The organism is Okeania sp. SIO2B3 (assembly GCF_010672525.1).
GTDB lineage: Bacteria > Cyanobacteriota > Cyanobacteriia > Cyanobacteriales > Microcoleaceae > Okeania.
In genome coordinates this window covers 1-22,904 of record NZ_JAAHGH010000114.1, presented here as the reverse complement: position 1 = coordinate 22,904, position 22,904 = coordinate 1, and the positions used below count along the sequence as shown (strand labels likewise).

At 36.2% G+C, this 22,904-nt stretch carries 13 protein-coding genes and 1 pseudogene; 3 read left to right on the top strand and 11 right to left on the bottom strand.

From position 1 onward, the window contains the following. The first annotated feature begins 200 nt into the window (after window positions 1–200). On the top strand, window positions 201–698 hold the full coding sequence (locus F6K15_RS32765; protein ID WP_293069544.1) for a glutathione S-transferase: 498 nt from the start codon (window positions 201–203) through the stop codon (window positions 696–698). Between the two features lie 486 nt (window positions 699–1,184). Continuing rightward, the gene (locus tag F6K15_RS32760; protein ID WP_293069542.1) at window positions 1,185–2,141 is read left to right on the top strand and encodes a pyridoxamine 5'-phosphate oxidase family protein; all 957 of its coding nucleotides are present in this window, start codon (window positions 1,185–1,187) and stop codon (window positions 2,139–2,141) included. A 293-nt stretch (window positions 2,142–2,434) separates the two neighbouring features. On the opposite strand, the gene F6K15_RS32755 is transcribed toward F6K15_RS32760, so the two are convergent. The 10 genes and pseudogenes from F6K15_RS32755 to F6K15_RS32710 all read right to left on the bottom strand — a co-directional run bounded on the left by F6K15_RS32755 (window position 2,435) and on the right by F6K15_RS32710 (window position 18,856). Further along, window positions 2,435–2,806 (bottom strand): hypothetical protein, encoded by a 372-nt coding sequence (locus F6K15_RS32755; protein WP_293069540.1) that lies wholly within the window; start codon window positions 2,804–2,806, stop codon window positions 2,435–2,437. After that, complete coding sequence (locus F6K15_RS32750) at window positions 2,782–3,378, bottom strand: GDSL-type esterase/lipase family protein (RefSeq protein WP_293069539.1); 597 nt, start codon at window positions 3,376–3,378, stop codon at window positions 2,782–2,784. The genes F6K15_RS32755 and F6K15_RS32750 overlap by 25 nt, the downstream gene beginning before the upstream one ends. A gap of 63 nt (window positions 3,379–3,441) precedes the next feature. After that, window positions 3,442–4,737 carry a TldD/PmbA family protein gene (locus tag F6K15_RS32745; protein ID WP_293069537.1) on the bottom strand — a complete coding sequence of 432 codons (1,296 nt, stop codon included), beginning with the start codon at window positions 4,735–4,737 and terminating at the stop codon, window positions 3,442–3,444. A gap of 340 nt (window positions 4,738–5,077) precedes the next feature. Then, window positions 5,078–5,938: a Tab2/Atab2 family RNA-binding protein gene (locus F6K15_RS32740; protein WP_293069535.1), complete on the bottom strand. Its 861-nt coding sequence runs from the start codon at window positions 5,936–5,938 to the stop codon at window positions 5,078–5,080. A gap of 607 nt (window positions 5,939–6,545) precedes the next feature. Beyond that, entirely contained in the window at window positions 6,546–6,749 is a 204-nt protein-coding gene (locus F6K15_RS32735; RefSeq protein WP_293069534.1) for a hypothetical protein, read from the bottom strand. A 2,487-nt stretch (window positions 6,750–9,236) separates the two neighbouring features. Continuing rightward, window positions 9,237–9,602: pseudogene (locus tag F6K15_RS32730) on the bottom strand (carbonic anhydrase); the annotation flags it as partial. A 67-nt stretch (window positions 9,603–9,669) separates the two neighbouring features. Further along, window positions 9,670–10,230, bottom strand: coding sequence for a hypothetical protein (locus tag F6K15_RS32725; protein ID WP_293069532.1), 561 nt, complete (start codon window positions 10,228–10,230; stop codon window positions 9,670–9,672). A 371-nt stretch (window positions 10,231–10,601) separates the two neighbouring features. Next, the gene (locus F6K15_RS32720) at window positions 10,602–11,885 is read right to left on the bottom strand and encodes a CO2 hydration protein (RefSeq protein ID WP_293069531.1); all 1,284 of its coding nucleotides are present in this window, start codon (window positions 11,883–11,885) and stop codon (window positions 10,602–10,604) included. Window positions 11,886–12,777: 892 nt separating this feature from the next. Further along, window positions 12,778–14,325 carry an NADH-quinone oxidoreductase subunit M gene (locus F6K15_RS32715; RefSeq protein WP_293069529.1) on the bottom strand — a complete coding sequence of 516 codons (1,548 nt, stop codon included), beginning with the start codon at window positions 14,323–14,325 and terminating at the stop codon, window positions 12,778–12,780. Between the two features lie 2,692 nt (window positions 14,326–17,017). Continuing rightward, a complete protein-coding gene (locus F6K15_RS32710) occupies window positions 17,018–18,856 on the bottom strand; it encodes an NAD(P)H-quinone oxidoreductase subunit F (protein WP_293069528.1) in 1,839 nt (612 codons plus the stop codon). 676 nt (window positions 18,857–19,532) lie between these two features. On the opposite strand from F6K15_RS32710, the gene F6K15_RS32705 reads away from it, so the two are divergent. Then, complete coding sequence (locus F6K15_RS32705; protein WP_293069526.1) at window positions 19,533–19,895, top strand: phage holin family protein; 363 nt, start codon at window positions 19,533–19,535, stop codon at window positions 19,893–19,895. 540 nt (window positions 19,896–20,435) lie between these two features. Here the strand turns inward: F6K15_RS32705 and F6K15_RS32700 are convergent. Next, entirely contained in the window at window positions 20,436–22,268 is a 1,833-nt protein-coding gene (locus tag F6K15_RS32700; protein ID WP_293069524.1) for a hypothetical protein, read from the bottom strand. Between the last annotated feature and the right edge of the window lie 636 nt (window positions 22,269–22,904).

The window sequence follows — 22,904 nt, the reverse complement described above, 5'->3', positions numbered from 1 at the left end:
TTAGGCGTTTAAGTAAAGATTATGAGGTGTATTCAGAAGTGAGTGAGGCCATGATTTATGGTTCCTTAATCTGCCTAATGGTCAAGAGATTAGCTAATTTAACATTTACTTTATAAATCAGCTCTTAAAAGGGTCGGCTTCAAGGCGCGAATTATTTAATTATTAATTATTAATTATTAATTATTCGGTAATGGTTGAAGATGGAACATTTTTTGATACCGAATGGACAAATACCTTTATTAGTAGACAGTAATAAAACTATTCCTGATGCCCAAGCAATTTTAGTTTATCTCGCTCGTCAATATGGCAATGAACAATGGTTTCCCAATGATGCCGAAGGTCTCAGTAGAGTTGTTCGTTGGCTGTCTACCACCGCAGGGGAAATTCGTCAAGGTGTAGAATATGCAAGATTGTTTCATCTATTCAAAGTAACCACTATAGATATCGAAGTAGCTACTCAAAAATCTGCCTTCATTCTCGAACAAATTAATCGCCATCTAGCCGATCGCGAATGGTTAGAATTAGGACATCCTACCATTGCAGACATAGCAGCTTTTCCCTATATTGCTCTTGCCCCCGATGGTAAAGTATCTTTAGATGAATACTCCCATATTTTAGCATGGATTGAACGTATCAAACAATTACCTGGATTCGTGGAAATGCCTGGTATTGAAACGCCTGCCACTGCTGCGGGATAAACAAAAAAATAGGGAAGCGATCGCATTTACTACTAATCACTTCCCTGTATAGAAACCATTTGGTATCTTGATAAATATCAAGTTTTTTTAGCTAGGAGACAGGAGACAGGAGACAGGAGACAGGAGATTAAGAGGGAAAAAGGAAGAGGAAAGATGTGGGGATAGATAATACAAAAAATTCAACACTCCTTTTTCAGATTTTTCCTCAAAATTGATGTACGAAAAGACTTGACTACCATAATTATATAGATCTCAAATGGGTTCTATAGCGCTACGCATTAAAGTTAGGACATATAGTTGTTTAACTTAAAAATGAGACGTTTTTTAGTCTGAAACTTCCTCATAGCAAGAAAGCTTTGTCTCAATCTAAAGTTAAATGACTATAAATAGAAGCTGAAACCCTTTTGTATTACCCTGTTGCCTGTTGCCTTGGGCGTAGCGCCATAACATAATTCTTTTTTGCACTTTACCTATAGAGAAAATATTATGGTTAACTCAGGTTGGTCGCGCACCGAATCACCTTTTCATTCTGGAGAACTAGCAATTCAATCCAGATTAGGAATTCAAGACCGTATGGATCGGCAAGGACGACGGATGATTCGAGAATATTTAACTGAAGAACATCAAGAGTTTTTTGCCCAATTACCTTATGTTATTGTAGGGACAGTGGATAAATCTGGTAATCCCTGGGCTTCCATCCTAGTAGGAAAACCAGGCTTTATGAACTCTCCAAGCGATCGCCATTTAACAGTCAAAGCACAACCATTAGCTGGCGATCCTCTAGCAAGCACTTTAGCTGAAGGTATTGATATTGGTTTTTTAGGAATTGAATTTCATAGTCGCCGTCGCAACCGCATTAATGGAATTGTCACTCAGACTAATGCTAATGGTTTTGAAGTTCAGGTAGGACAAACTTTCGGTAATTGCCCTCAATATATTCAAGCTCGAAGCTGGGAGCAGGTTGAGTCTAATGTCTCTCCACAAATTGATGAAATTGCCACTTTCGGGGAATGGGAGCGCAACCTAATTATTAATGCAGATACTTTTTTCATTGCTACAGCTTACCAAGATAATTCTAGAGATATTACCAAAGGAGTGGATGTCTCCCATCGGGGAGGAAAACCAGGCTTTATCAAAATTGAGCAAAACCAAACCCTAACTATTCCAGACTTCTCTGGCAATAATCACTTTAATACTTTGGGTAATCTTGAGTTGTATCCTCATGCCGGGTTACTTTTTATCGATTTTATTCAAGGTGATATATTGTATCTGACTGGTAAAACCGAAATAATTTGGTCTGGGGATGAAATTAGTAATTATGCAGGTGCGGAGCAGCTAATTCGTTTTCATCTAACAAAAGGTTATCGAGTTACAGCTAGTCTACCCATACATTGGTCAGATCCAGAATTTTCTCCTTTTTTGGATCGGACAGGTTCTTGGTAATTTTCAACCTCCTCTCCTACGTAAACATTCAGCCGTCAGCTATTAGCAGCTATTAATTTTAGGTAAGGTAAAAGCAACCTTTGAAATTGAGAAAGAATAAAAGTTACTGCCAAAGTCTCCGGACTAAACCTTAGAAGTAATTATTCATTACTAATTGTTGTTTGCGTAGCATCCCATAGGGAAGCGCTAACTGCTTACGCTTAAAATTTTATACTTTTCAAAATTCATTAGTTTCTCATTTCCTAATAATTGTCATAAAAAAACTTTTTTTCGAGATAGTCGCATTAAATATTTTATGAATCTATAAATTTATTAATGACTTTAATTTTACCAATAATATTTTGATTAAATTCAGATAATTCTTGAGCAGGAATCCAATATTCTTTATGGTGTGAATCTCCTACAGCTTTAACAGAATATCTCTTGATAAATTCAGCTCTTAGTTGAAATTGTGTTACATAACCAATATATCCAGATTCTGCATCTTTCGTATTCCAATCTCGTGCTATTTGCACCGCATACTCTTCATTTAGAACAGGATAAAAAAATGGTTGGAACGGTAAACGAGGCGGAAAAGCACAATAATTACTTTTTTTGATTAATTCCATCTCCTTCTTTCCTACAGGTCTAAATAAAGTTATTATTTCTGGAACCAAAATATCCATGAACTCCAATTTTCTACTAACTTTGCTAACTCAGAATAACCTAATGATCTTGGATGAGCACCATCGTTTTGTATTACTTCTTGTCGCCAAATATCTGAATTTTTTAACGGTGTAAAAACATCTAAATAAGGAATATCTAGCTGTAGACATACTTGAGCAAAATCGTCAGACAAATTACCAATTCTAATATTATGTTCTGTATCTTCAACAGGGGGAGAATTTATCATTAAAACAGGAAAGAATTGCTTGGCTTTAGTTAAAATCTGGTAAATATTTTCTACTGACTGACTGCTTTCTATACGAGTTTTACCTGCTTCTAAAGTCATGTCATTTGCACCAAAAGAAAAGACTACTCTACCATCAACTTCTGGTGGTAAACGACAAGAAACTTCTCTCAACCAACGACTATTAATATCAGTGCTAGTATCTCTTCTGACACCCAAATTATAATATGTAAGATCGTATCCGCGATCGCAAACTGTTTGGCAAATTCTACCCGTCCAACCCAAGCACTTAGGGTCTCCTGTACCATTTACAAAAGAGTCTCCGATGAAGCAAATTCTAATTTCCATTTAATTATAAATAAAACAAATTTAAAATTTAATAGCTAATTCTAAATTAATAAAGCAAGTAATTTAATCTATTCTGCCAATAGTAGATAACCCTTCTAAAATTACATGAGGAGTGTAACAAGAGCCATTCCATTCACCATCACTTCCCAATACTGCTAATTGCTTTAATGCTGTATAAACATTTCCAGCAATCATCGTATTCTTAACTCTACCCACTATTTCACCCCTTCTAACACGATAACCAAGTTCAACATTAATAGAAAAATCACCAGAAATACCAGCACCACCACCGAGAATTTGATCGACTATAATTGCATCATCCAACATCTCGATTGATTCTTTTAGCGATCGCTCTCCTGGCTGAACTATGAAATTAAATAATTCTGGTGTAGGGTAGCTACCTAAATCTGGTCGGAACCCATTACCAGTAGTCCCGCTACCCAATAATCTACCAGTCGTCCGGTCTGTATAAAACAATTGTAAAATGCCATTTTCAATAAATTTTATTGAGCGGGTAGGAATACCTTCATCATCAAAAGGACAACTAAAAGGTCCTTCCTCTGGTTGTTGAGAAATAGTCACTTGTTTGCTAGTGACAAGTTCCCCCAGGCGATCGCTCCAAGGAGAAGCACCTTCTAGTATCTGCTTACCGTTCAAAGCTGCGGAAATTGTACTCCATAGTAAATCTGCTGCTTTAGCTGTAAACAAAATAGGTACTTTCCCCCTGGGGGACACCACATTTTTTTTCGCCCAATCTAATCGCTGCAAAATTCGATTTGCTACTTTCCTAGGGTCAAGAGTATTTCGCTGAATTTGGCCATCAGATATATTTAATAAGTCGTCACCTCTGACCCAATCAGTTTCTACATAACCACTAAGGGTTGTATCTATATGATGACAATCTAGTCCTAGGGAATTAACTAAACGAGTAGATTCAATTTCGCAGTCCCATTCCCCATGACAAATCACATCTGGATAAACTTCTCGAATTAATGCGATCGCTTCTTTTCCCCAAGTTACCAGTTGTTCAACTGATATAGATATTCCTTGGTTGGGATAATATCGATTTTTCGCTTTCGAGGATAGTTCAATAGATTCTGGTTCATTAAGACTACTGATAGACAGGGCAAGTTCTACTAAAGCTTTGGGTTCCACTGGCCCATGAGCCACAGCTATTCCTGGACATCCATTTCGCCAAAGTCGGAGCGCTATACCCTCTGACTGAGTGCTTTCTAGTTGCTTGAGTCGATTGCTTTCAAAAAATACGGGCCGGGAGTGCGATCGAGCTTGAAATACCTCTGCTGCCTCAGCTCCTGCTTTGGCAGCTACTTCTAGCAGTTGTTCTGCTAACTGGGTCATAAAATTCTGTTTGGGATTTATGATTTTGGACAATAAAGTTGTTAGTAGGATTTTACCGAAAAACTGGATCTAAAGCCTCGTCCATAAGTGGGCAACTTTTTGATTGATTAAGTAGGAAGAAATTATGCTATAGTATTGTTGTCGCGGGTAGGCAATCCGAGAAATTAAACGGACGTGGAGGGAAGCGTAACCCACCCCCATCCCCTCCCGGGAGGGGAGCAAGAGGGGTGGGTGCAGCACCGTAAGAAACGTCAACCCACCGAGGATCTTAGGCTCGGCAGGAATCTCTGTGTCTTTAAGCCAGGGAGGATGTCAACAACGTCCAGTACCCAAAACTTAATTAGATATTAATTTCTTGCAGCAACCAAAAACCAGCAAATGATTCAGATTCTTGATTTGACTGTACAGCCAGAAAATGAACTTGTTTGACTTTCGACTTTGCTTCGGAAAATATTTTAGCTTCCTCAATAGTTGATGAATTAGTCAGATTAGCTAAAATCCAACAATCATTGCCTCCAGTTTCTAATAGTAATCTAGCAGGTGGACCTAAATTAAATTTGACAAAAGCTAACTCTAATCCTGACATCCAAGCGGCTAAAGGTTTTGCTCTAGATGAATAAATAATTAAACCAGGAATCTGTAAATTGGGTGCAAGACCGATGGTGTTGAGAGGAAAAGCTTCTCCAAAGTCAATGTCCCACTCTGACATTTCTGTAAAAGCTTCAGTTTCTAAACTGACAAATGTCCATTTTTCTCCAATTAAGGCATCTGGTAGAGGTTGTGGGGCGGGACTCATGTATTGAACCGAAGGATTTGTTCCTGCTTGATAACCAGAATAGGTCGGGTAAACTTCTTCTATTCGTTGTTGTAGCCACTGGTTGAGTGCGTAGGTGCGACGGCTTAAAATAGCAGGGATGGCCAGTTCAGCACAAGCTTTGGTAATCATATTATTCATTTGACGGCGGAAGAAGCGAATTTTTTGAGGTGCTTCTGGAGCATCAGCGATCGCTTTCTCAATGGCGCTCTTTAGCCAAATTGAGTTTACCTGTTGGTTATTTGTAAACTCAGAGTAACGATACAAAGAGTCTGTAGGATGATTAATATCTAGGGGACTTTCGCATATTAAGAGTTCCCAGAGTTTTTTTTGTCTTTCATCAAGTATTGGACGACTGTAAAAGTCTAGTTCCCAAATAGTTCCCATGCCTTACTCTTAAATTGATAGTATAGTTATTCTAAGCTATGGCAGGATGCTATTATGCCTGGTGTAATAAATGTTTGTTACAAATACTCAGGGTATCTCTAGGAGTCAGGAGTCAGGAATCAGGAGTCAGGAGTCAGGGGAATATGTTCTGGCGTTGCTGAATTAAGGTATGATTGTAGAAATTCGCGATCGCTAAACTATAAAATAATTTGTATTATTTGAATAAGGAGTTGGCAGATCCCTAAATTTGAGCAGCGTGGATTAATAATTGAATAGAATATCTTAGCATTTCGGCCAATGCGCGAATCACAAAGAGTTTGACGATGTAACCAGGCCTTGAGGATGTCTTAATCTGGTATTTTCACCAACAAACTCGAACCATGTATGTTTTGCTAATAATTTGATCGCCATTAGGAATAAAGGCGTTGGTGAAAAGAGGTATGATATCATGTCTGGATAAGAGCGGGATAGAACTCCGTTCCGCGCTCCGCGTTATTGATATTATAATTTTCAATTTTCGTACTGAAAAAAATAAGAAGTCTCAAAAAGACTCCTTTCCTTAATAGTATTTACAAATAAAAAAGGTTTTTCAGTGGATGGAAATAATCTATGCTGGAACATTTATTAATACTCTAGAGTTTTGTTTACGAGTACTTAACCAGCCTCCATGAGGCTGAAATACTTGAGAAGGAGTTAATAGCATTAATTCTAAGTCAGGCATTTCTTCTCGACATCGTGGACAATACCAGTAAATACTATTATGGCGTGCATGGCGTAGTAATGTTGTAGAGCAGCAAGGACAAGTGTGCATAATATACCTCAAATTTATTTTAAAAATATGACAAGATTGAACAACAAACCCCTAACAAATAACTGATAATTTCATCAGGGTAATTAAAATCAGACTAAATTCTTGAAGTCTTGTATCTACATAGATAGATTCATCTACAAAAATTATAAAAATTGTGTTAAAAAAGTTGAAATAAGCTTATTTTAATTAACTTATATCTTCGCTATCTAGTGAGTAAACTTTGTAAAAGCAAAATAAACTAAGCACTATTAAAAGCTGAAAAATTAATGGAGAGCAAGCAAAACCCCAGAATAAACTGATTAATCCCGTTAATATAGCTAAAACAAAGGATATGTCTTCAGATGTGTGCTTATAAATTAATGCAGAACTCGCAGAAAGAGCTAATAGAATTATATAAACTGATTGCATTTCTCTTATCTCCAAATGCAAATTTGATATTTAGAACTCAGCTTTTAGGTCAAGTTGCTAACCTTGCTAATTAAGGTAATCTATAAATATGAAGAACTTGTGAAGATAGAGCAAATTGTCACAAAAGTTGACACTATAATAGCAATCCTAAATCATTTGTAAAAAATCAAAAATAGATCGAAGGTCTGAAAGTCTTATCCCTGTTCCCTATGGTCTTTTCTCTGCTCCTTGTTTCCTAATTCCCTTTTTTGTCATATATTTTTACAAAACCCTATTAAGGACTGCTAAATCTTAGTTTATATCTATGGAATAAAAGGAACACCTTGATTGATAGTAGGTAAAGAAGGATGTATAGCAAATATTATTAGACTATTGGGCACCTGAGAGCAATTTGCGACTTAATACAGATATTTTCCTGAAATATAGCAGTGGAAGGAAAGGGTACGGACATATTAAAAGCTTAAAGCTCAGACAACGCCAGATTTTTATTCTTCCTTCTCTCCTAGATAACTAAAGCCTCTCCTAGATAACTAAAGCCTCTTCTAGATAACTAAAGCCTCTCCTAGATAACTAAGGAATATTGTCTTTTCTTGGTCTGATGGATATGGCGCAGGTTTCGGAGCCATCCCACCCAACGGGGAAGCTGCGAAGAGAGAACTCCGTTCCGCTGACGCGAAACGCGACAGCGTTGCGTTACGCCAGTTTTGCGAAGCAAAAGCAAACGACCGCTTTTCCTTAAAAGGGTCGGCTTCAAGGCGCGAATTATTTAATTATTAATTATTAATTATTAATTATTAATTATTCGGTAAGAATGATTTTTCTGCCATAGTCTTGCTTAAAATACTAACTTTTTGAGCATAAAGAGCTGAAAAATTTGCACTTTTTTAGCTCCAAAAAAGGCTTTAGCCTTTATATTTTAATGTTTTTAGATTTAATCAGCAAGCCCTATTTACTTCTTCCTTCTACTATATCTGCTCTTTGAAAGTATGGATTAGCTTATATTTTGATTCAAAATTTCAAGCAGCAAAAGATACTATTTTTTACTTCAACAGAGCAGGAAAAAATTATAATTTTCTTTGATAAGTAGGAATTGGCATTACTTTAATACTAGCATGAGTAACTAGGAAATCAGACAAAAAAATATGAGAGAAAAAGCTTAACTGGGTATTTTGGTGTAGCATATGAGTAAATTCTCTAGGGTAGATATAATTTTTGAATACACATAAAAATAATTAAAGTTCAGTAAGACTGCTGTTGAAGCATTGGTTGTTACTATTTATGATGATAGTTAGAACATCTGCAATACCTGAATAGGTCATTATTTATAGATGTAACTTTTAGGTTTATTCAAAAACATCGCAATATAAACTAGCCTATCAACTATGAAAGATAAATTCACTCAAACTCATGTAGCGAGACTTCTAGGAGTATCTTTTCAGAGAATTCATACTCTGAGAATTAGGAATAAGATTAAGTTTTGTTGGGATGCAAACTTAAAGGCTTGGGTAACATCAGAGGAGCATCTTCAAAAATATCTAACTGAGAGAGGAAAAACACTAAATTTCTCATCTCATAAATAATTAGGGTGTGCGCTTCACTAGTCTTATGGGTGAGGGTAGGAGACAGCTATACTGGAGACAGGAGACAGGAGAAATGGCTCGGGAGCGATGAGGTAGGAGCAGGCGTTTTGTAAGAATGATTTTTCTGCCCAAATCTTGCCAAAATACTAAATTTTTGAGTGTTTTAGACTGAAACAGGCCCACTGCAATTCGACCCTAAAAAGGCTAAAACCTTTATCTGTAAATGCTTTGATATTTAATCAGCAAGCCCTAATTAAATCGGAAATACATATCAACTAAAAAAAGGATACTAAATCAGCACCCTTTTTCAAAGTTATTAACGATAATATTGCAATGTTACTATTAGGGTGACATTAATTATCTTGAATTGTAAACAGTGCATATTTTATAAAAATTTATCTTGAAAAGAAGTAATTAAGGGCCGAAAATTGTAGTAGTATCACTTTGTTAAAAAACAGAAAAACCGAAAAATAAAGTAATGCAGATTTTTCTATTTATTTTAACTAATCAAATATACTTTTCCTCGGTCTAGATCGTAATAACCACCTACAACTTTTAATTTGTTTTCCTGAACTAACTGGGTAATAACTGGAGAAAAATTGATAATTTGTATTTGCTCCATTACATTAGCTTTAACAGCATTTTCTACCGGATATCCAGCTTTACCTTTAGCAATTTCTACAGCAGGTTTAATAGCAGAAATTATACTACCAATTTGACCAGGAACAGGTTTACCTTCCATAGCTGCTTTTACTGCCCCACAATTTTCATGCCCTAGTACCATTAACACTTTTGAACCTAATACAAAAGTACCGTATTCTATACTACCCATTTCTTCTGGAGTCACAATATTTCCGGCTCCTCGAACTAGGCGTAGTTCAAAGGTTCATGCAACTACGGGCAATTCCATCGACCGTTACTACCGATCGCCCTTATTGCGCTTGATACGGCAGAGATGAATGGTGCAGATTGATTTTCAGATCGCCGTTTTCATCGCGCACATAACCAAAAGTGTATTCTACCTTGATCTCGCTACCGTCTGTTTTGGTGAAAAAATACTCACCCATCGAGGTGGCTGTATTGCACTGGGTAATAATTCCTTCATTCTCAAAGCGCACATTGTTAAAGGGTGCAAGAGCAAAACCTTCATCTTCGCTGATGCTGCCGCCGACAAAATAAGACAAAGCCTCTTTCTCCGTGCCTCTGAACGGATCATCGCTGGCCAGTGTTGGTTTGAACAAAACTGTACCAAGATCATAACCATAAAGCCTGTCAAGAGTACTTTGTGCTTCTGCTTGTGGGTTTTCTGCCTTGCCAATGGCAACAATAGCTTTGCCCCAGCTTTCCTGTGCAGCTAGAACATCGTTTTCTGTGACAGGATTTTCGCATGGCGCAGATTGTACTATTGGCGTAGATTGAGGGTTCGTGCAACCAGCCATTGTGGTTACTGCAGATACGATTAAAAGTGCAAAGAAATTTGGTTTCATGGTCATCTTTTTCTTTTATAGGACTAGGCGTTAATAGGTTAACCTAATTTCCGCCTACAAGGCTACAACGACTACAGACAATTTTCTTGAGAAAGTTGCTGAAATTGTTGATCATTTCTAGATAATTGGCCAAGGAAATTTAAGGTTTAACGCTCAAAAAGGAGCGCATTTTAGGCGCATAGTTGGGCAGAAAAATCTTGGGACAAAACGCCCGCTCCTACCTCCTCACTCCCGAGCCATTTCTCCTGTCTTCCCCTCCTGGGAGGGGTTAGGGGTGGGTTGTCTTCCCCTCCACGGTCGGGGGAGGGGCGAGGGGTGGGTTGTCTCCTGTCTCCTACCCCTACTAAAAGACTAGTGAAGCGCAAACCCTAATTATATTAACGATAATCTTGGCGCTGAATATCTCGCAACCGAGCTTCTGGACGCTTAAACCTATCTAGTTGTGCTTCAAAAAATGCACGATTTGCTTTTAAATGTTCCAGGTCTGGGTCATCTAAAGGATGTAATGTTGCTTGTCTTAATGCTTGAATAACTGCGGAAGTTACACAATACATTGAGCGTTGAAAAGTAATTCCTAACTGAATCAACATATCATCTTCGCCCCGACAATATTTTTTGTAATAATCAACTAAAAATGATGGTAAAAAATGTAGCATATCCTGCATTAATAATGTGGGAGGGATACCAGCATTTCCCACTGGAAAAACATCTGCATAAAGAATGCCATAATGAAAGTATTTTTGATTTTCTGGAACCTGTTTTGCCTGAGCATTATAAGATTTTGTCCCACGGAAAGGTGCAGTGCGATAAAAGACAGCTTCTACATAAGGTAAAGCAGCTTCAAATAACCAAGTAAAACCACAAGATTTAGGGATAATTTCGTGTAATTCACCCCGAATATAAACATGATGATAAATTGGGCGATTTGCTACAGCAAAAATTCCATTTACCAGAAAATTCATTGCTTCTGGAACGCTGGTTAATTTCCCTTCGTTATACAAATCAAACATTTCAAAAAAAACAGCAGCCATTACTTCCCAAAACAAACCAAGATTGCTGTAATAAGAAAGTTGTCTGACCTGTTCGATAAACATTTCTGGGAATAGTTTATACAAGCCTAACATTACAGGATTTCCTTGAAAATAAGCCTTAATTGCTTTATCCGCTGCAGCCTTATATTCAGGAGTATCTAAATAAGGGTCAAATTTACCTCCCATTTCCCGATGCCAAAACATTGCTCGCATACAAGCTTCGGCAAATTCCATATTAATTCTGTCATGCCATAAATGATGTAAAATTTTTGATTTTTTGCCACTTTCTCCCTTTTCAATAAATGCTAAAAGTTCTGGATGAGCTGTTGCTTCTCCGCGCCAAACTCTTAAGTCTGCATCATCACCCGCATAGTGATTATGAAGTTCTAAATATTCTTTTGGCAGGAAGTATTTAAAGAAGGGTAAGGGGTTTAAAAATACTCGTTCGGCAATATAAAGTAAGTCGCGCCAATAGAAATCCATTGGTACTGCATAAGCTTTATAAATACCGATAATTTGCATTAGGTTTTCTGGAGTATCTGGTAACATTGCTCCACCTGCTTCGAGGCGGTGAATAATTTCGGCAAATTCATGTTGAGAGGGGGGAAGTTTTGTTTTTGTTTGTGTCATAGTTTTTGAGGTTTTAGGTGTTAGGTGTTATATCATGTTTGCTTCAATGAAAATCATAAAAACTTGGCACTTTGTAGCACTTTGTAGATTTGGTTGAGTCCGCATTAGTGGAGCTTATTCGGAGGATAAACCCAACAACAATAATTATATTTGTTGGGTTGCGCTAGCGCTTAACCCAACCTACGGTATTATAAATAATTATTCGCATATTAAGTGTTAGCTTGTATCTGTTGAGTTTCGCTACTTCGAGACGGGAAATTAATTTCGGCAAATTCATGTTGGAAGGGGGGATGTTTTATTATTATTTGTGTCATAATTTTTGATGTTTTAGGTGTTAGGTGTTATATCATGTTTGCTTCAATGAAAATCATAAAAATTTGGCATTTTGTAGCACTTTGTAGATTTGGTTGAGTCCGCATTAGTGGAGCTTATTCGGAGGATAAACCCAACAACAATAATTATATTTGTTGGGTTGCGCTAGCGCTTAACCCAACCTACGGTATTATAAATAATTATTCGCACATTAAGTTTTAGTTTGTATCTGTTGGGTTTCGCTACTTCGAGACGGGAAATTAATTTCGGCAAATTCATAGGAAAAGTTTTGTTTTTGTTTGTGTCATAATTTTTGATGTTTTAGGTGGTAGGTATTAGGTGTTATATCATGTTTGCTTAAATGGAAATAATCAAAAATTGCCACTTTGTAGCACTTTGTAGGTAGGGTTGAGTCCGCGTTAGTGTAGCTTATCCGGAGGATAAACCCAACAAATATAATTATTGTTGTTGGGGTGCGCTAGCGCTTAACCCAACCTACTGCATTATAATTATCTAAACTTGATATTAGTAGGAATTTTGAGAAATATTCTTACACAGTTTTTATTTCTGGCAAAAAAACTTAATTTCTGTACTCCAAGAAATTAACATCTCTTGTATTTATCAAACTAGCTAAATTTTGACTTTTGACTTGTGACTTTTGAATTTCTACAGGAGAATTAGTCACTAAAAATTTGGAAGTTGCTTCACTCCAACGCACTAACCAAGTAGGTTGAATTCCTAAAAAGAAAATCACTACTGCTAATACTAAAGCAGGGGTACGTTCAGACCAAATAACTTTAGGATAATAAGCTGTATCATTATCTAATTTGCCGAAACAAGTACGGTTTAACAAAATCACAAAATAAACAGCAGTTAAACCACTAGCAATAATACATAAAAGAGTAGGAATAGGAAACACCGAAAAACTACCTTGAAATACTAGAAACTCAGCAGCAAAACCAACCATTCCCGGAATACCTGCACTTGCCATTCCACCCATAATTAATAAAGCGCTCGTAAAAGGTAAACCACGCACCGGACTCATCAAACCATTCAACACAGATAATTCACGAGTACCAACTTTGCTCTCCACCACACCCACCAGGTGAAATAGAATCGCTAAAATTAAACCGTGAGCAACCATTTGAGAAATAGCTCCCACTAAACTCAAAGGTGTATTGGCCGCAGCAGCAACAACAATATAACCCATGTGGCCAATTGAACTATAGGCCACCATCCGTTTAATGTCTTGTTGAGCGATCGCTGCTAATGCTCCATACAACACGCTAAAAGTACCAATTATCGCCATTCCGGGGGCGACTATTTGCCAGGTGTCGGGAAATAATCCTAACCCAAAACGTAATAGTCCATAAGTGCCTAATTTTGCTAATATGCCACCTAGAAGAATGGTGACGGGAGGAGATGATTCGACGTAAGCATCTGGCAACCAAGTGTGTAAAGGTACTAATGGAATTTTGATGCCGAATCCTACTAACAGAAGAGTTAGTAAGATGAGTTGGGTTTTTAGGGATAGTCCTTGGGTTGAGATTAGGTCATAATCAAAACTAGGAGAATTGCTTAACCAAGTTATTCCTAAAAATCCTGCTAATATCAGAATTCCGGATACTGCTGTATAGATCAGAAATTTGGTTGCTGCATAACCTCGTTTTTTACTACCCCAAATTGCTATTAATAAATAGATGGGGATTAATTCTAGTTCATAAAAGAGAACGAATAATAATAAGTTTGCGGAGAGAAAAGCACCTGCTATTCCAGCATTTACTAATAAAATTAAGGGGTAGTATAATCGCGGGCGATCGACATTATTGCCATATCCATAAACTACGATGAATGTTAGTAAGGAATTTAGGGCGAGTAATGGTAGGGATAAACCATCTATACCGAGATTATAGGTTAAACCTAATTGGGGAATCCAGGTAAAATGTTCTTGAAATTGTAACCCTGGATTATTTAGGTTAAATTTAAGGGCAATTTCTACAGTCCAAACTATTAGAGATAGGGCAATTGCTAAGGTGATTTTTCGTAATTTTTCATCGGTAATTTTTCCGGGAAAAAATCCGACTAAAGCTGCCCCTAAAATTGGGATGATAATTAAAACACTGAGCATTATTTTTTGTTATTTTTCTGTTAATTAAATTGAAGTCTGGAACAACAGGGCTTTTTGATTCGGATGTACGGATTATTCATCGGGATGATTGAAACTTTTACCTCATAACAATTTACTATTATCCAGGTTAATCATAGAGTAAAACTAATCAAAATAATAGTCTGCCACGACATAGATTTTTAATACTGATCTAAGAATTATTCATTTTAGATTTTTTCTGTGAATCAACTGACTATTAACCAGTTTCATCATCAGGCTAAATTCAACATTTGAACATTTTAGTCTAGTAAAACTAACGGGTAATTTTTCCGTATCATCTACAGATTATTCATCAAAATGATTGAGATTTTCCGGGAAATTAAGTGACTGTTAAATCAGGTTAATTATCAGCTTAAACATTTCCCAAATATTAGTCGAGCGCCAGAGTTATTTTTGAGTATTATCTAAAAATGATTTCCCAAAATAATTGATTGAATTTTTTTCTGTAAATCAACCCACTACCTATTAAATCAGATTAGATTTAACATCTCAAAATTTTAGTCTGGTAAAAATCCTGATTTTTGAGTGTCATCTACAGATTATTTATGAAAATGATTGAGATTTTCCGGGAAATTAAGTGACTGTTAAATCAGGTTAATTATCAGCTTAAACATTTCCCAAATATTAGCCGAGCGCCAGAGTTAGTTTTGAGTATTATCTAAAGATGATTTACCGAAATAATTGATTGAAATTTTTCCTTAAATAAACCCATCACTAAATCAGCTCCATCATTAGGCTAAATTCAACATCTCAAAATTTTAGTCTGGTAAAAATCCTGATTTTTGAGTGTCATCTACAGATTATTTATGAAAATGATTGAGATTTTCCGGGAAATTAAGTGACTGTTAAATCAGGTTAATTATCAGCTTAAACATTTCCCAAATATTAGCCGAGCGCCAGAGTTATTTTTGAGTTTTATCTACAGATGATTTCCCAAAATAACTGATTGAATTTTTTTCTGTAAATCAACCCACTACCTATTAAATCAGATTAGATTCAACATCTCAAAATTTTAGTCTGGTAAAAATCCTGATTTTTGAGTGTAATCTACAGATTATTTATGAAAATGATTGAAATTTTCCGGGAAATTAAGTGACTGTTAAATCAGGTTAATTATCAGCTTAAACATTTCCCAAATATTAGTCGAGCGCCAGAGTTATTTTTGAGTATTATCTACAGATGATTTCCCAAAATAATTGATTGAATTTTTTTCTGTAAATCAACCCATCACTAAATCAGTTCCATCATTAGGCTAAATTCAACATCTCAAAATTTTAGTCTGGTAAAAATTCTGATTTTTGAGTGTAATCTACAGATTATTTATGAAAATGATTGAGATTTTCCGGGAAATTAAGTGACTGTTAAATCAGGTTAATTATCAGCTTAAACATTTCCCAAATATTAGCCGAGCGCCAGAGTTATTTTTGAGTTTTATCTAAAGATGATTTACCGAAATAATTGATTGAAATTTTTCCTTAAATAAACCCATCACTAAATCAGTTCCATCATTAGGCTAAATTCAACATCTCAAAATTTTAGTCTGGTAAAAATTCTGATTTTTGAGTGTCATCTACAGATTATTCATCAAAATGATTGAGATTTTCCGGGAAATTAAGTAACTGTTAAATCAGGTTAATTATCAGCTTAAACATTTCCCAAATATTAGCCGAGCGCCAGAGTTATTTTTGAGTTTTATCTACAGATGATTTCCCAAAATAATTGATTGATTTTTTTTCTGTAAATCAACCCACTACCTATTAAATCAGATTAGATTCAACATCTCAAAATTTTAGTCTGGTAAAAATTCTGATTTTTGAGTGTCATCTACAGATTATTTATGAAAATGATTGAAATTTTCTCGAAAATTAACCTGCTGCCAAATCAGCTTAAAAATTTCTCAAATATTAGCCAACGACCAGAATAATTTTTGAGTGTTATCTAGGGATAATTTCCCAGAATAATTGATTGAAATTTTCCTGTAAATTAACTAACTACTAAATCAGATTAGATTCAACATCTCAAAATTTTAATCTAGTACAACCAGCAGGTAATTTTTCAGTTTCATCTACAGATTATTGTAAGCATTTCCTCCGGAATGCTGCGCAAACAGCCATTAGCAGTCAGCTAGCCTCCTGCGGAGGAACTACGTTAACAACAATTAATAATGAATAATTATTTCTAAGGTTGGGGAAGGAAATTTTAGCAGTAACTTTTTATTCTTTTTCAATTTATCAATTACTCTTACCTTTCCCTACATTAATAGCTGATAGCTGACGGCTGAACACTTACAGATTATTTATGAAAATAATTGGTATTTTCCCGTAAATTAACCCGCTGTTAAATCAGCTTTATGGCAGGCTTAAATATTTCAAAAATTCAAAGCAAACATTACAGTTATTTTTGACTATGATGTACAGATAATTAATCAGAATATAACCTTTCTCAAGTTACTAACATACAGTTATTTTTCTTCTTTTATCAAAATAATATGGGTTGCGCAACCCCGCCTTTTAAGGCGATCAGGTTTTTGGAGCCTTGCTCAAATCCCCTACTTTCCCTCCCCTCCTGGGAGGGGTTATGGGTGGGTTGGGAAGGGTTAGGGGTGGGTTAACTTCTAACTTCTGACTTCTGACTTCATTAAACTCCCTACTCCCTAAAATAAACCGACTACTAACCAACTTAATAATAGAGTCATACCAATCAAAATTGTCAATACATAAAATTGAGACTGACCAGACACATTATATTTTAAACCTTGACCGCCAAACACAGTAGCTAAACCCACAAAATTAACTACACCATCCACAAGATAGCGGTCAACCCACGAAATAATTCTTGATACCAAACCCACCACAAAAACAATAGTAATTCGATACAGTTTTACAGTGTAAAAATCGTAGGCAAAAAAGTCTTGTATTGCTGGTAAAGGAAATTTAATTGGCTTCTCCCACTTATCATTTAAATAAATCAAACCACCAATACCAAAACCAAGCACGCTGGATAAAAATAATAAACCAGCAACAGTTTTATTAATAGTCGCTATATCTGGTAATAGTTGCCATTGCCCCAACAACAGAGGAACGTGCAACGTAAAACCAGCCAAAATAGTCATCGGCAAAACCAAAGACCATAAACCTTCAGGCGATCGCTCGGTCATTTGCTTAGGTTGACCGCCAAAAATCAAACCAAACTCCCGAATAATACTAAAAGCAGTGAACCCATTCACCAACAACAACACACCTACTAACCAAGGTTGACTACTCCACAAATAATCTGTCATTTGCAAAAGTACCCAGAAACTACCCAAGGGAGGCAAAGCGACTAAACCAGCAGCACCCACTAAATAAGAAATTCCCGTAATTGGGCGACGAGACCACAAACCACCATATTGAGTCAGGTCTTGACTGACGCAGTTTAAAATTACCCCACCCGTACTCATTACCAACAACGCCATCGCACAAGCGTAAGTAAATAACAGCATCAAAGCAGTTTGTTCTTGACCAGTTCCCACAGCAATAAATACCAAACCCATGTAAGTACTGACCGAATAAGAAAGCGAGCGCTTAATATCGATTTGGGCAATAGCAATTAAAGAAGCACAAACCGCTGTAAACACTCCCACTCCAATCATAACTGTGGAAGCAACAGGGGATAAAGCTAAAACAGGTTGTAGTTTGATCAGCACCCACGCTCCGACCGCTACCACCACCGAATTTCGTAAAATAGTACTTGGCACTGGCCCTTCCATTGCTTCATCTAACCATAGATGTAGAGGAAACTGAGCGCATTTACCCAGAGGCCCGGCAATCAAAGTTAGACTTAATAAGGTAGCAGTTGTGGGAGCGATGTTTGCAGTTTGTGCCCACTCAGCTAACTCCGTATAATTCCAAGTTCCTGCTAGAGGTAATAGAGCAACTACTCCCATCAGCAAAAATAAATCTCCCACCCGTTTTGTCAGGAAGGCATCTCTTGCTCCAGTAATTACTAATGGTTGACTAAACCACAACCCTACTAATAGATATGTACCGAGAGTGAGAATTTCTAGAATTATGTAACTCCAGAATAGGGAATTGCACAAAACTAAAGCACACATTCCAGCTTCAAATAATGCCAGTAGGGAATAGAAACGTGCCCATCCCCAATCCATTTCCATATAGGCGATCGCGTAAATTTGGGTCAGAAGATTGAGACCAGTAATTAACAGAGTCGCCCCAATAGTGAGGATAGATATTTCTAGGGAAATGGTAATATTTAGCCCGGCCACATCTAGCCAAGGTATTAATAATTCTTGAGTTGGTTGATTCCAAGCTACTGATAGAGCGATTAAGCCATGTAAGAAAGCGATGAAGGTCATAATCAGATTAATATAACCTGCTGGCCTTGGCCCGGTACGTTTAATAATTCCGGGAGACCATGGTATGGCTGAAACTGCGCCAATGATGGCATAGCAAGGTATTAACCAAACTGTTTCTAGAAAGTCATTTGATAGCATTATTTTTATTTTTGCGAGATTTTGATAAATAACCTGCTACTTTATTTATTTAATTAATAGTTAATTTTATATTAAGTTCGATACAAATATTAATATTTTTGTTTTACCAATAATTTGATTTATTTATGTGTTGGTTATGACAGCTTAATTTGATAGACAGCAGTTTTCTAGTTGATCGGATACAAAGTTTTATGCTTTTAGGGAATAGGGAATAGGGAACAGGGAATAGGAGATGAAGAAAAATTATAGATTAGTTTTAACACTGTACTAGAACCTGAAATTTGCTATATTAATAATTATATGATTTGTTATATTGATAAAAATAAATGATTAAAATTGATAAATATCTATCCAGATAAAAACACTATATAATTAGGGTTTGCTGAATAAGTATTTTGGTATGGGTTAGGAGTCAGGTAGGGGAGCCGTCGGATTAGCGACGTACAGGATAAATGGGGAATTTAGAGGAGGTAGTCGGGTATTTTATCCCTTGATTTTTCTGCTATAGTCAGCCCAAAATCCTAACTTTTTGGTCGCTCAAGCTTAAAAAGTTGTACTTTTTTTCGCTGTAAAAAAGCTACAACTTTTACCTATTAATGCTTTTAGATTTAATCAGCAGAGCAATAATTAGACCAAATAATTTAATCGCGATTAAGAGGAGGTTAAAAAAATAGCTATGGTTAGTTTTTTCCTAACTTGGTTAATGGCAACTTTATCACTTTTAATTACAGCTTTTGTTGTACCTGGTGTGAGAGTTGATAGTATTCCGGCAGCAGCAGTTGCAGCAATTGTTTTGGGGTTAGTAAATGCGTTTGTGAAACCACTTTTAACAATTTTAACTTTGCCTCTAACAATTTTAACTTTAGGGTTATTTCTATTAGTAGTAAATGGAATTTCTCTTTCATTGGCAGGATATTTTACTCCTGGTTTAGAAGTTGATGGTTTTTGGCCGGCAGTTTTAGGGGCAATTGTTTTATCTTTTGTTTCTAGTTTTATTGGTGGATTTGTTAATAAATCGGAAGGTTCTGAAGATATTTAATCAGAAGGAAGAAGGAATAAGGAAGAAGGAAGAAGGAAAAATTTTACGTTATCTGAGTTTTCAGTTCTTGATCTGTCCGTTCCCTTTCCTTTTCCTTTGACTGCTACATATAGCAGGGAACAGAGAACAGTGGGAAAAGTATTTAGGGCTTGCTGATTAATTCTAAAAGTATTGACTGATATTGGTTTTAGCGTTTTAGATTTGAAAAAAGTACCAACTTTTCGGTGGCAAGAGCTGCATAAAGCTAGTCTTTTGGGATAATTATGGCAGAAAAATTGAGAGACAATTCTTAACTCCTACCTCCTCGCATTCCCCGTTCCTCCTGTCTTCCCCTCCCCTCCACGGTCGGGCCTGCGGGTGGGTTGGGAGGGGTCCGCGGGTGGGTTGTCTCCTGTCTCCTGTCTCCTGTCTCCTACCCCGGCAAAAAGACTTTCCATACGCAAACCCTATTTATCTACCTAAGGTTCATCATCAATCTATGTCCTAACAAACTTGTTCCTTGCTATATCTAAATTTATCTAGATAATTCAGAGTTTATGTTTATAGATTCTGAATTTTTTTGTCTTTCCACTTACTCCAAATAAATCCTACTATTAGAGGCAACCATAACCAGTATCTTTCCATCGGATTTAAAAGCCAACTATTATCTCCTAAAGTTTGTCTGTATGGCAAAACAAAATAAATAAATACCGATAAACTCACCCATCTTATCCCTAAATTTCTAGTTGTTACAGCAAAAGGAATAAACCAAGAAAAATACCAAGCATGAACAATAGGAGATAAAGTTAATAACAAGAAAAAATACCATTCAGCAAAATCAACAAACCTACGACAATTCCAGATTAAAACTCCCACTCCTAAGCAAAGAGGAATTCCATAAATCCAGTTAAATTTTGTAGATTGTTCCGAAACCAAACTTACTAAATAAGGAATTAATTCAGCACTACGACCATTAACAACAAAATTTGAACTGGTAGGAATGAGCGAACATTTTCCAGGTTCACAAAAATTTAGAGCTGCAACGCACATTGGTAATAAACCAATTAATAATAAAAAACCTGCCTGTGGAACTTGTCTAACTTTTGTATAGAAAAAATTGCCAATTAATTTAATATTACTTCTGCTTAATCTCTGTTTGTTTTTTCCTAAAATCCTAGTTATCTGTAATTTATAAAATTGCCAACTTCTAAAAATATTATTCTGTTGTTTCTCAAAATAATTGGGTCTAAAACCCCGCCTTGATTGGCGAAATATTTTTGGAGAGTTGCTCAAATCCCTTAACTTCTGACTTCTGACTTCGTTAAAGCATCCCTCAGAGCGATCGAGTAAACTAACTTTTCTGATTTTATCTTCCCTCTCTTGGTGCGTGCTTTTTGACAGATGAAACATCCGCATATTTCCACAACTTTTCCCTATATCTTGTTCCCTCAAACCGAATATTTTCTGCCAAACTACAAAAGATAAAATTGGTAAAGAAACCCATTTTATTCCCACACTTATACCAATTAAAAAAGCACTCCAATACCAACGATAATTATCTTTTTCTTTTGGGTTTAATACCCCGTCGTCTACAGTTTGAGTCCCCATCCATTTTTTCCAACTTCGGTCTTTCCTTCTTCCTTCTTCATTCTTCCTCCTTGCTTCTTCAACAGGAGTTTGAGTCCCCATCCACTTTTTCCAACTTCGGTCCTTCCTTCTTCCCTCTTCCTTCTTCCCTCTTCCTTCTTGATCAAAAACTAACCATGCTCCTACTAATGGTAAGACAAACCAACTATCATAATGACCACCTCCAGCAAAGGAGTAAAGAATCAAAGGATTCCAGGCATAAATCAAAGTTTTTTGCAGGCTAAATTTTCTACTTAATAACCAACAAATACCTAAATCTGCCAAGATAAAAGCAAATTTAAAGACAAATACTGAGGGGCTAATTAGTGCTAAAAATCGAAACCCTAATTGAATCAAAGGTGGATAAATAGCAGAAGTATCAGGATGATTAATTAATGACCACCACTCTGTTCTATAGGAAATTAATTCTAAAGCGTTTGGCGCTAAATCATAGGGACTAAAACCCAAATTTTGAATGTAACCTTCCCACAAATAACGCCAAATATCACTACCTGGTTCCATGGGAATTAATATTAGTCTAGCCAGAATAGTTATACTCCAAAACCAAGTAAAATTAATTGACGGTATTGCCCAAGAAATTATAAAACCTAAACTCATTATGCTGATACCAATCCAAAATTTTATAACAATATCAGCTTCCTGAAAACTACCGTAGGGAACTATGAAAATTGTACCTACTAATATAAAAAATGAACTTAGTAATAAAGGCATACTTTTCCTAGTAGAACTTACACAAAATAGAGTCATTTCAGTTATCAGTTATCAGGATCAACTGCTCAAACCAGAGCCTTGAAATACTTAAGTTTACTTTTTTTATTCCCTTGTATAGCAACAGCTCGCGACCCAGCCAAGGGGAGGCTTGAGACTCTATTTTTTGGTTATAAAATAGCCTCAAATACAAGATTAAAAATCAGGAGTCAGATTTTAATGTCACAAAAAGTCGTAGAGGGAAAGAATTGACGAATAAGAGTGCAATAATTAATTTTATTTTTGATTATTAGAGATATCTATTTATGTACTTATACCAAATTGAAATGAAGCTGCATAGAATAATATTTAAAGCATAATTGACCATAGGTAAGCGTAGATAAATATAGATCGATTTAATGAATTTCATCATTCTATGCAACCTCATATAAAACTGGTATTAGGGTTTGCTGAATAAATTCTTTTGGTAGGGGTAGGACTCAGGAGTCAGGAGTCAGCAGTCAACCCACCCGCGGGACCCTCCCAACCCACCCGCAAGCCCCTCCCAGGAGGCAGGGCTGTTTCAAAGTCTCGTAAGTTAATGATTTAGGGAGAATGAGAGAAATGAGGATAGGGGCATAGGGAAATTTAGCAAAATTTGCCAAAATTTGCTGATTTTTTCAGTGTTGGAGTATC

Coding starts and splice junctions, on each gene's coding strand:
- F6K15_RS32725 (WP_293069532.1), bottom strand. CDS start 10,230: ATGACCATGAAACCAAATTTCTTTGCACTTTTAATCGTATCTGCAGTA.
- F6K15_RS32710 (WP_293069528.1), bottom strand. CDS start 18,856: ATGCTATCAAATGACTTTCTAGAAACAGTTTGGTTAATACCTTGCTAT.
- F6K15_RS32750 (WP_293069539.1), bottom strand. CDS start 3,378: ATGGAAATTAGAATTTGCTTCATCGGAGACTCTTTTGTAAATGGTACA.
- F6K15_RS32755 (WP_293069540.1), bottom strand. CDS start 2,806: ATGGATATTTTGGTTCCAGAAATAATAACTTTATTTAGACCTGTAGGA.
- F6K15_RS32720 (WP_293069531.1), bottom strand. CDS start 11,885: ATGACACAAACAAAAACAAAACTTCCCCCCTCTCAACATGAATTTGCC.
- F6K15_RS32760 (WP_293069542.1), top strand. CDS start 1,185: ATGGTTAACTCAGGTTGGTCGCGCACCGAATCACCTTTTCATTCTGGA.
- F6K15_RS32705 (WP_293069526.1), top strand. CDS start 19,533: ATGGTTAGTTTTTTCCTAACTTGGTTAATGGCAACTTTATCACTTTTA.
- F6K15_RS32745 (WP_293069537.1), bottom strand. CDS start 4,737: ATGACCCAGTTAGCAGAACAACTGCTAGAAGTAGCTGCCAAAGCAGGA.
- F6K15_RS32700 (WP_293069524.1), bottom strand. CDS start 22,268: ATGACTCTATTTTGTGTAAGTTCTACTAGGAAAAGTATGCCTTTATTA.
- F6K15_RS32740 (WP_293069535.1), bottom strand. CDS start 5,938: ATGGGAACTATTTGGGAACTAGACTTTTACAGTCGTCCAATACTTGAT.
- F6K15_RS32715 (WP_293069529.1), bottom strand. CDS start 14,325: ATGCTCAGTGTTTTAATTATCATCCCAATTTTAGGGGCAGCTTTAGTC.
- F6K15_RS32735 (WP_293069534.1), bottom strand. CDS start 6,749: ATGCACACTTGTCCTTGCTGCTCTACAACATTACTACGCCATGCACGC.
- F6K15_RS32765 (WP_293069544.1), top strand. CDS start 201: ATGGAACATTTTTTGATACCGAATGGACAAATACCTTTATTAGTAGAC.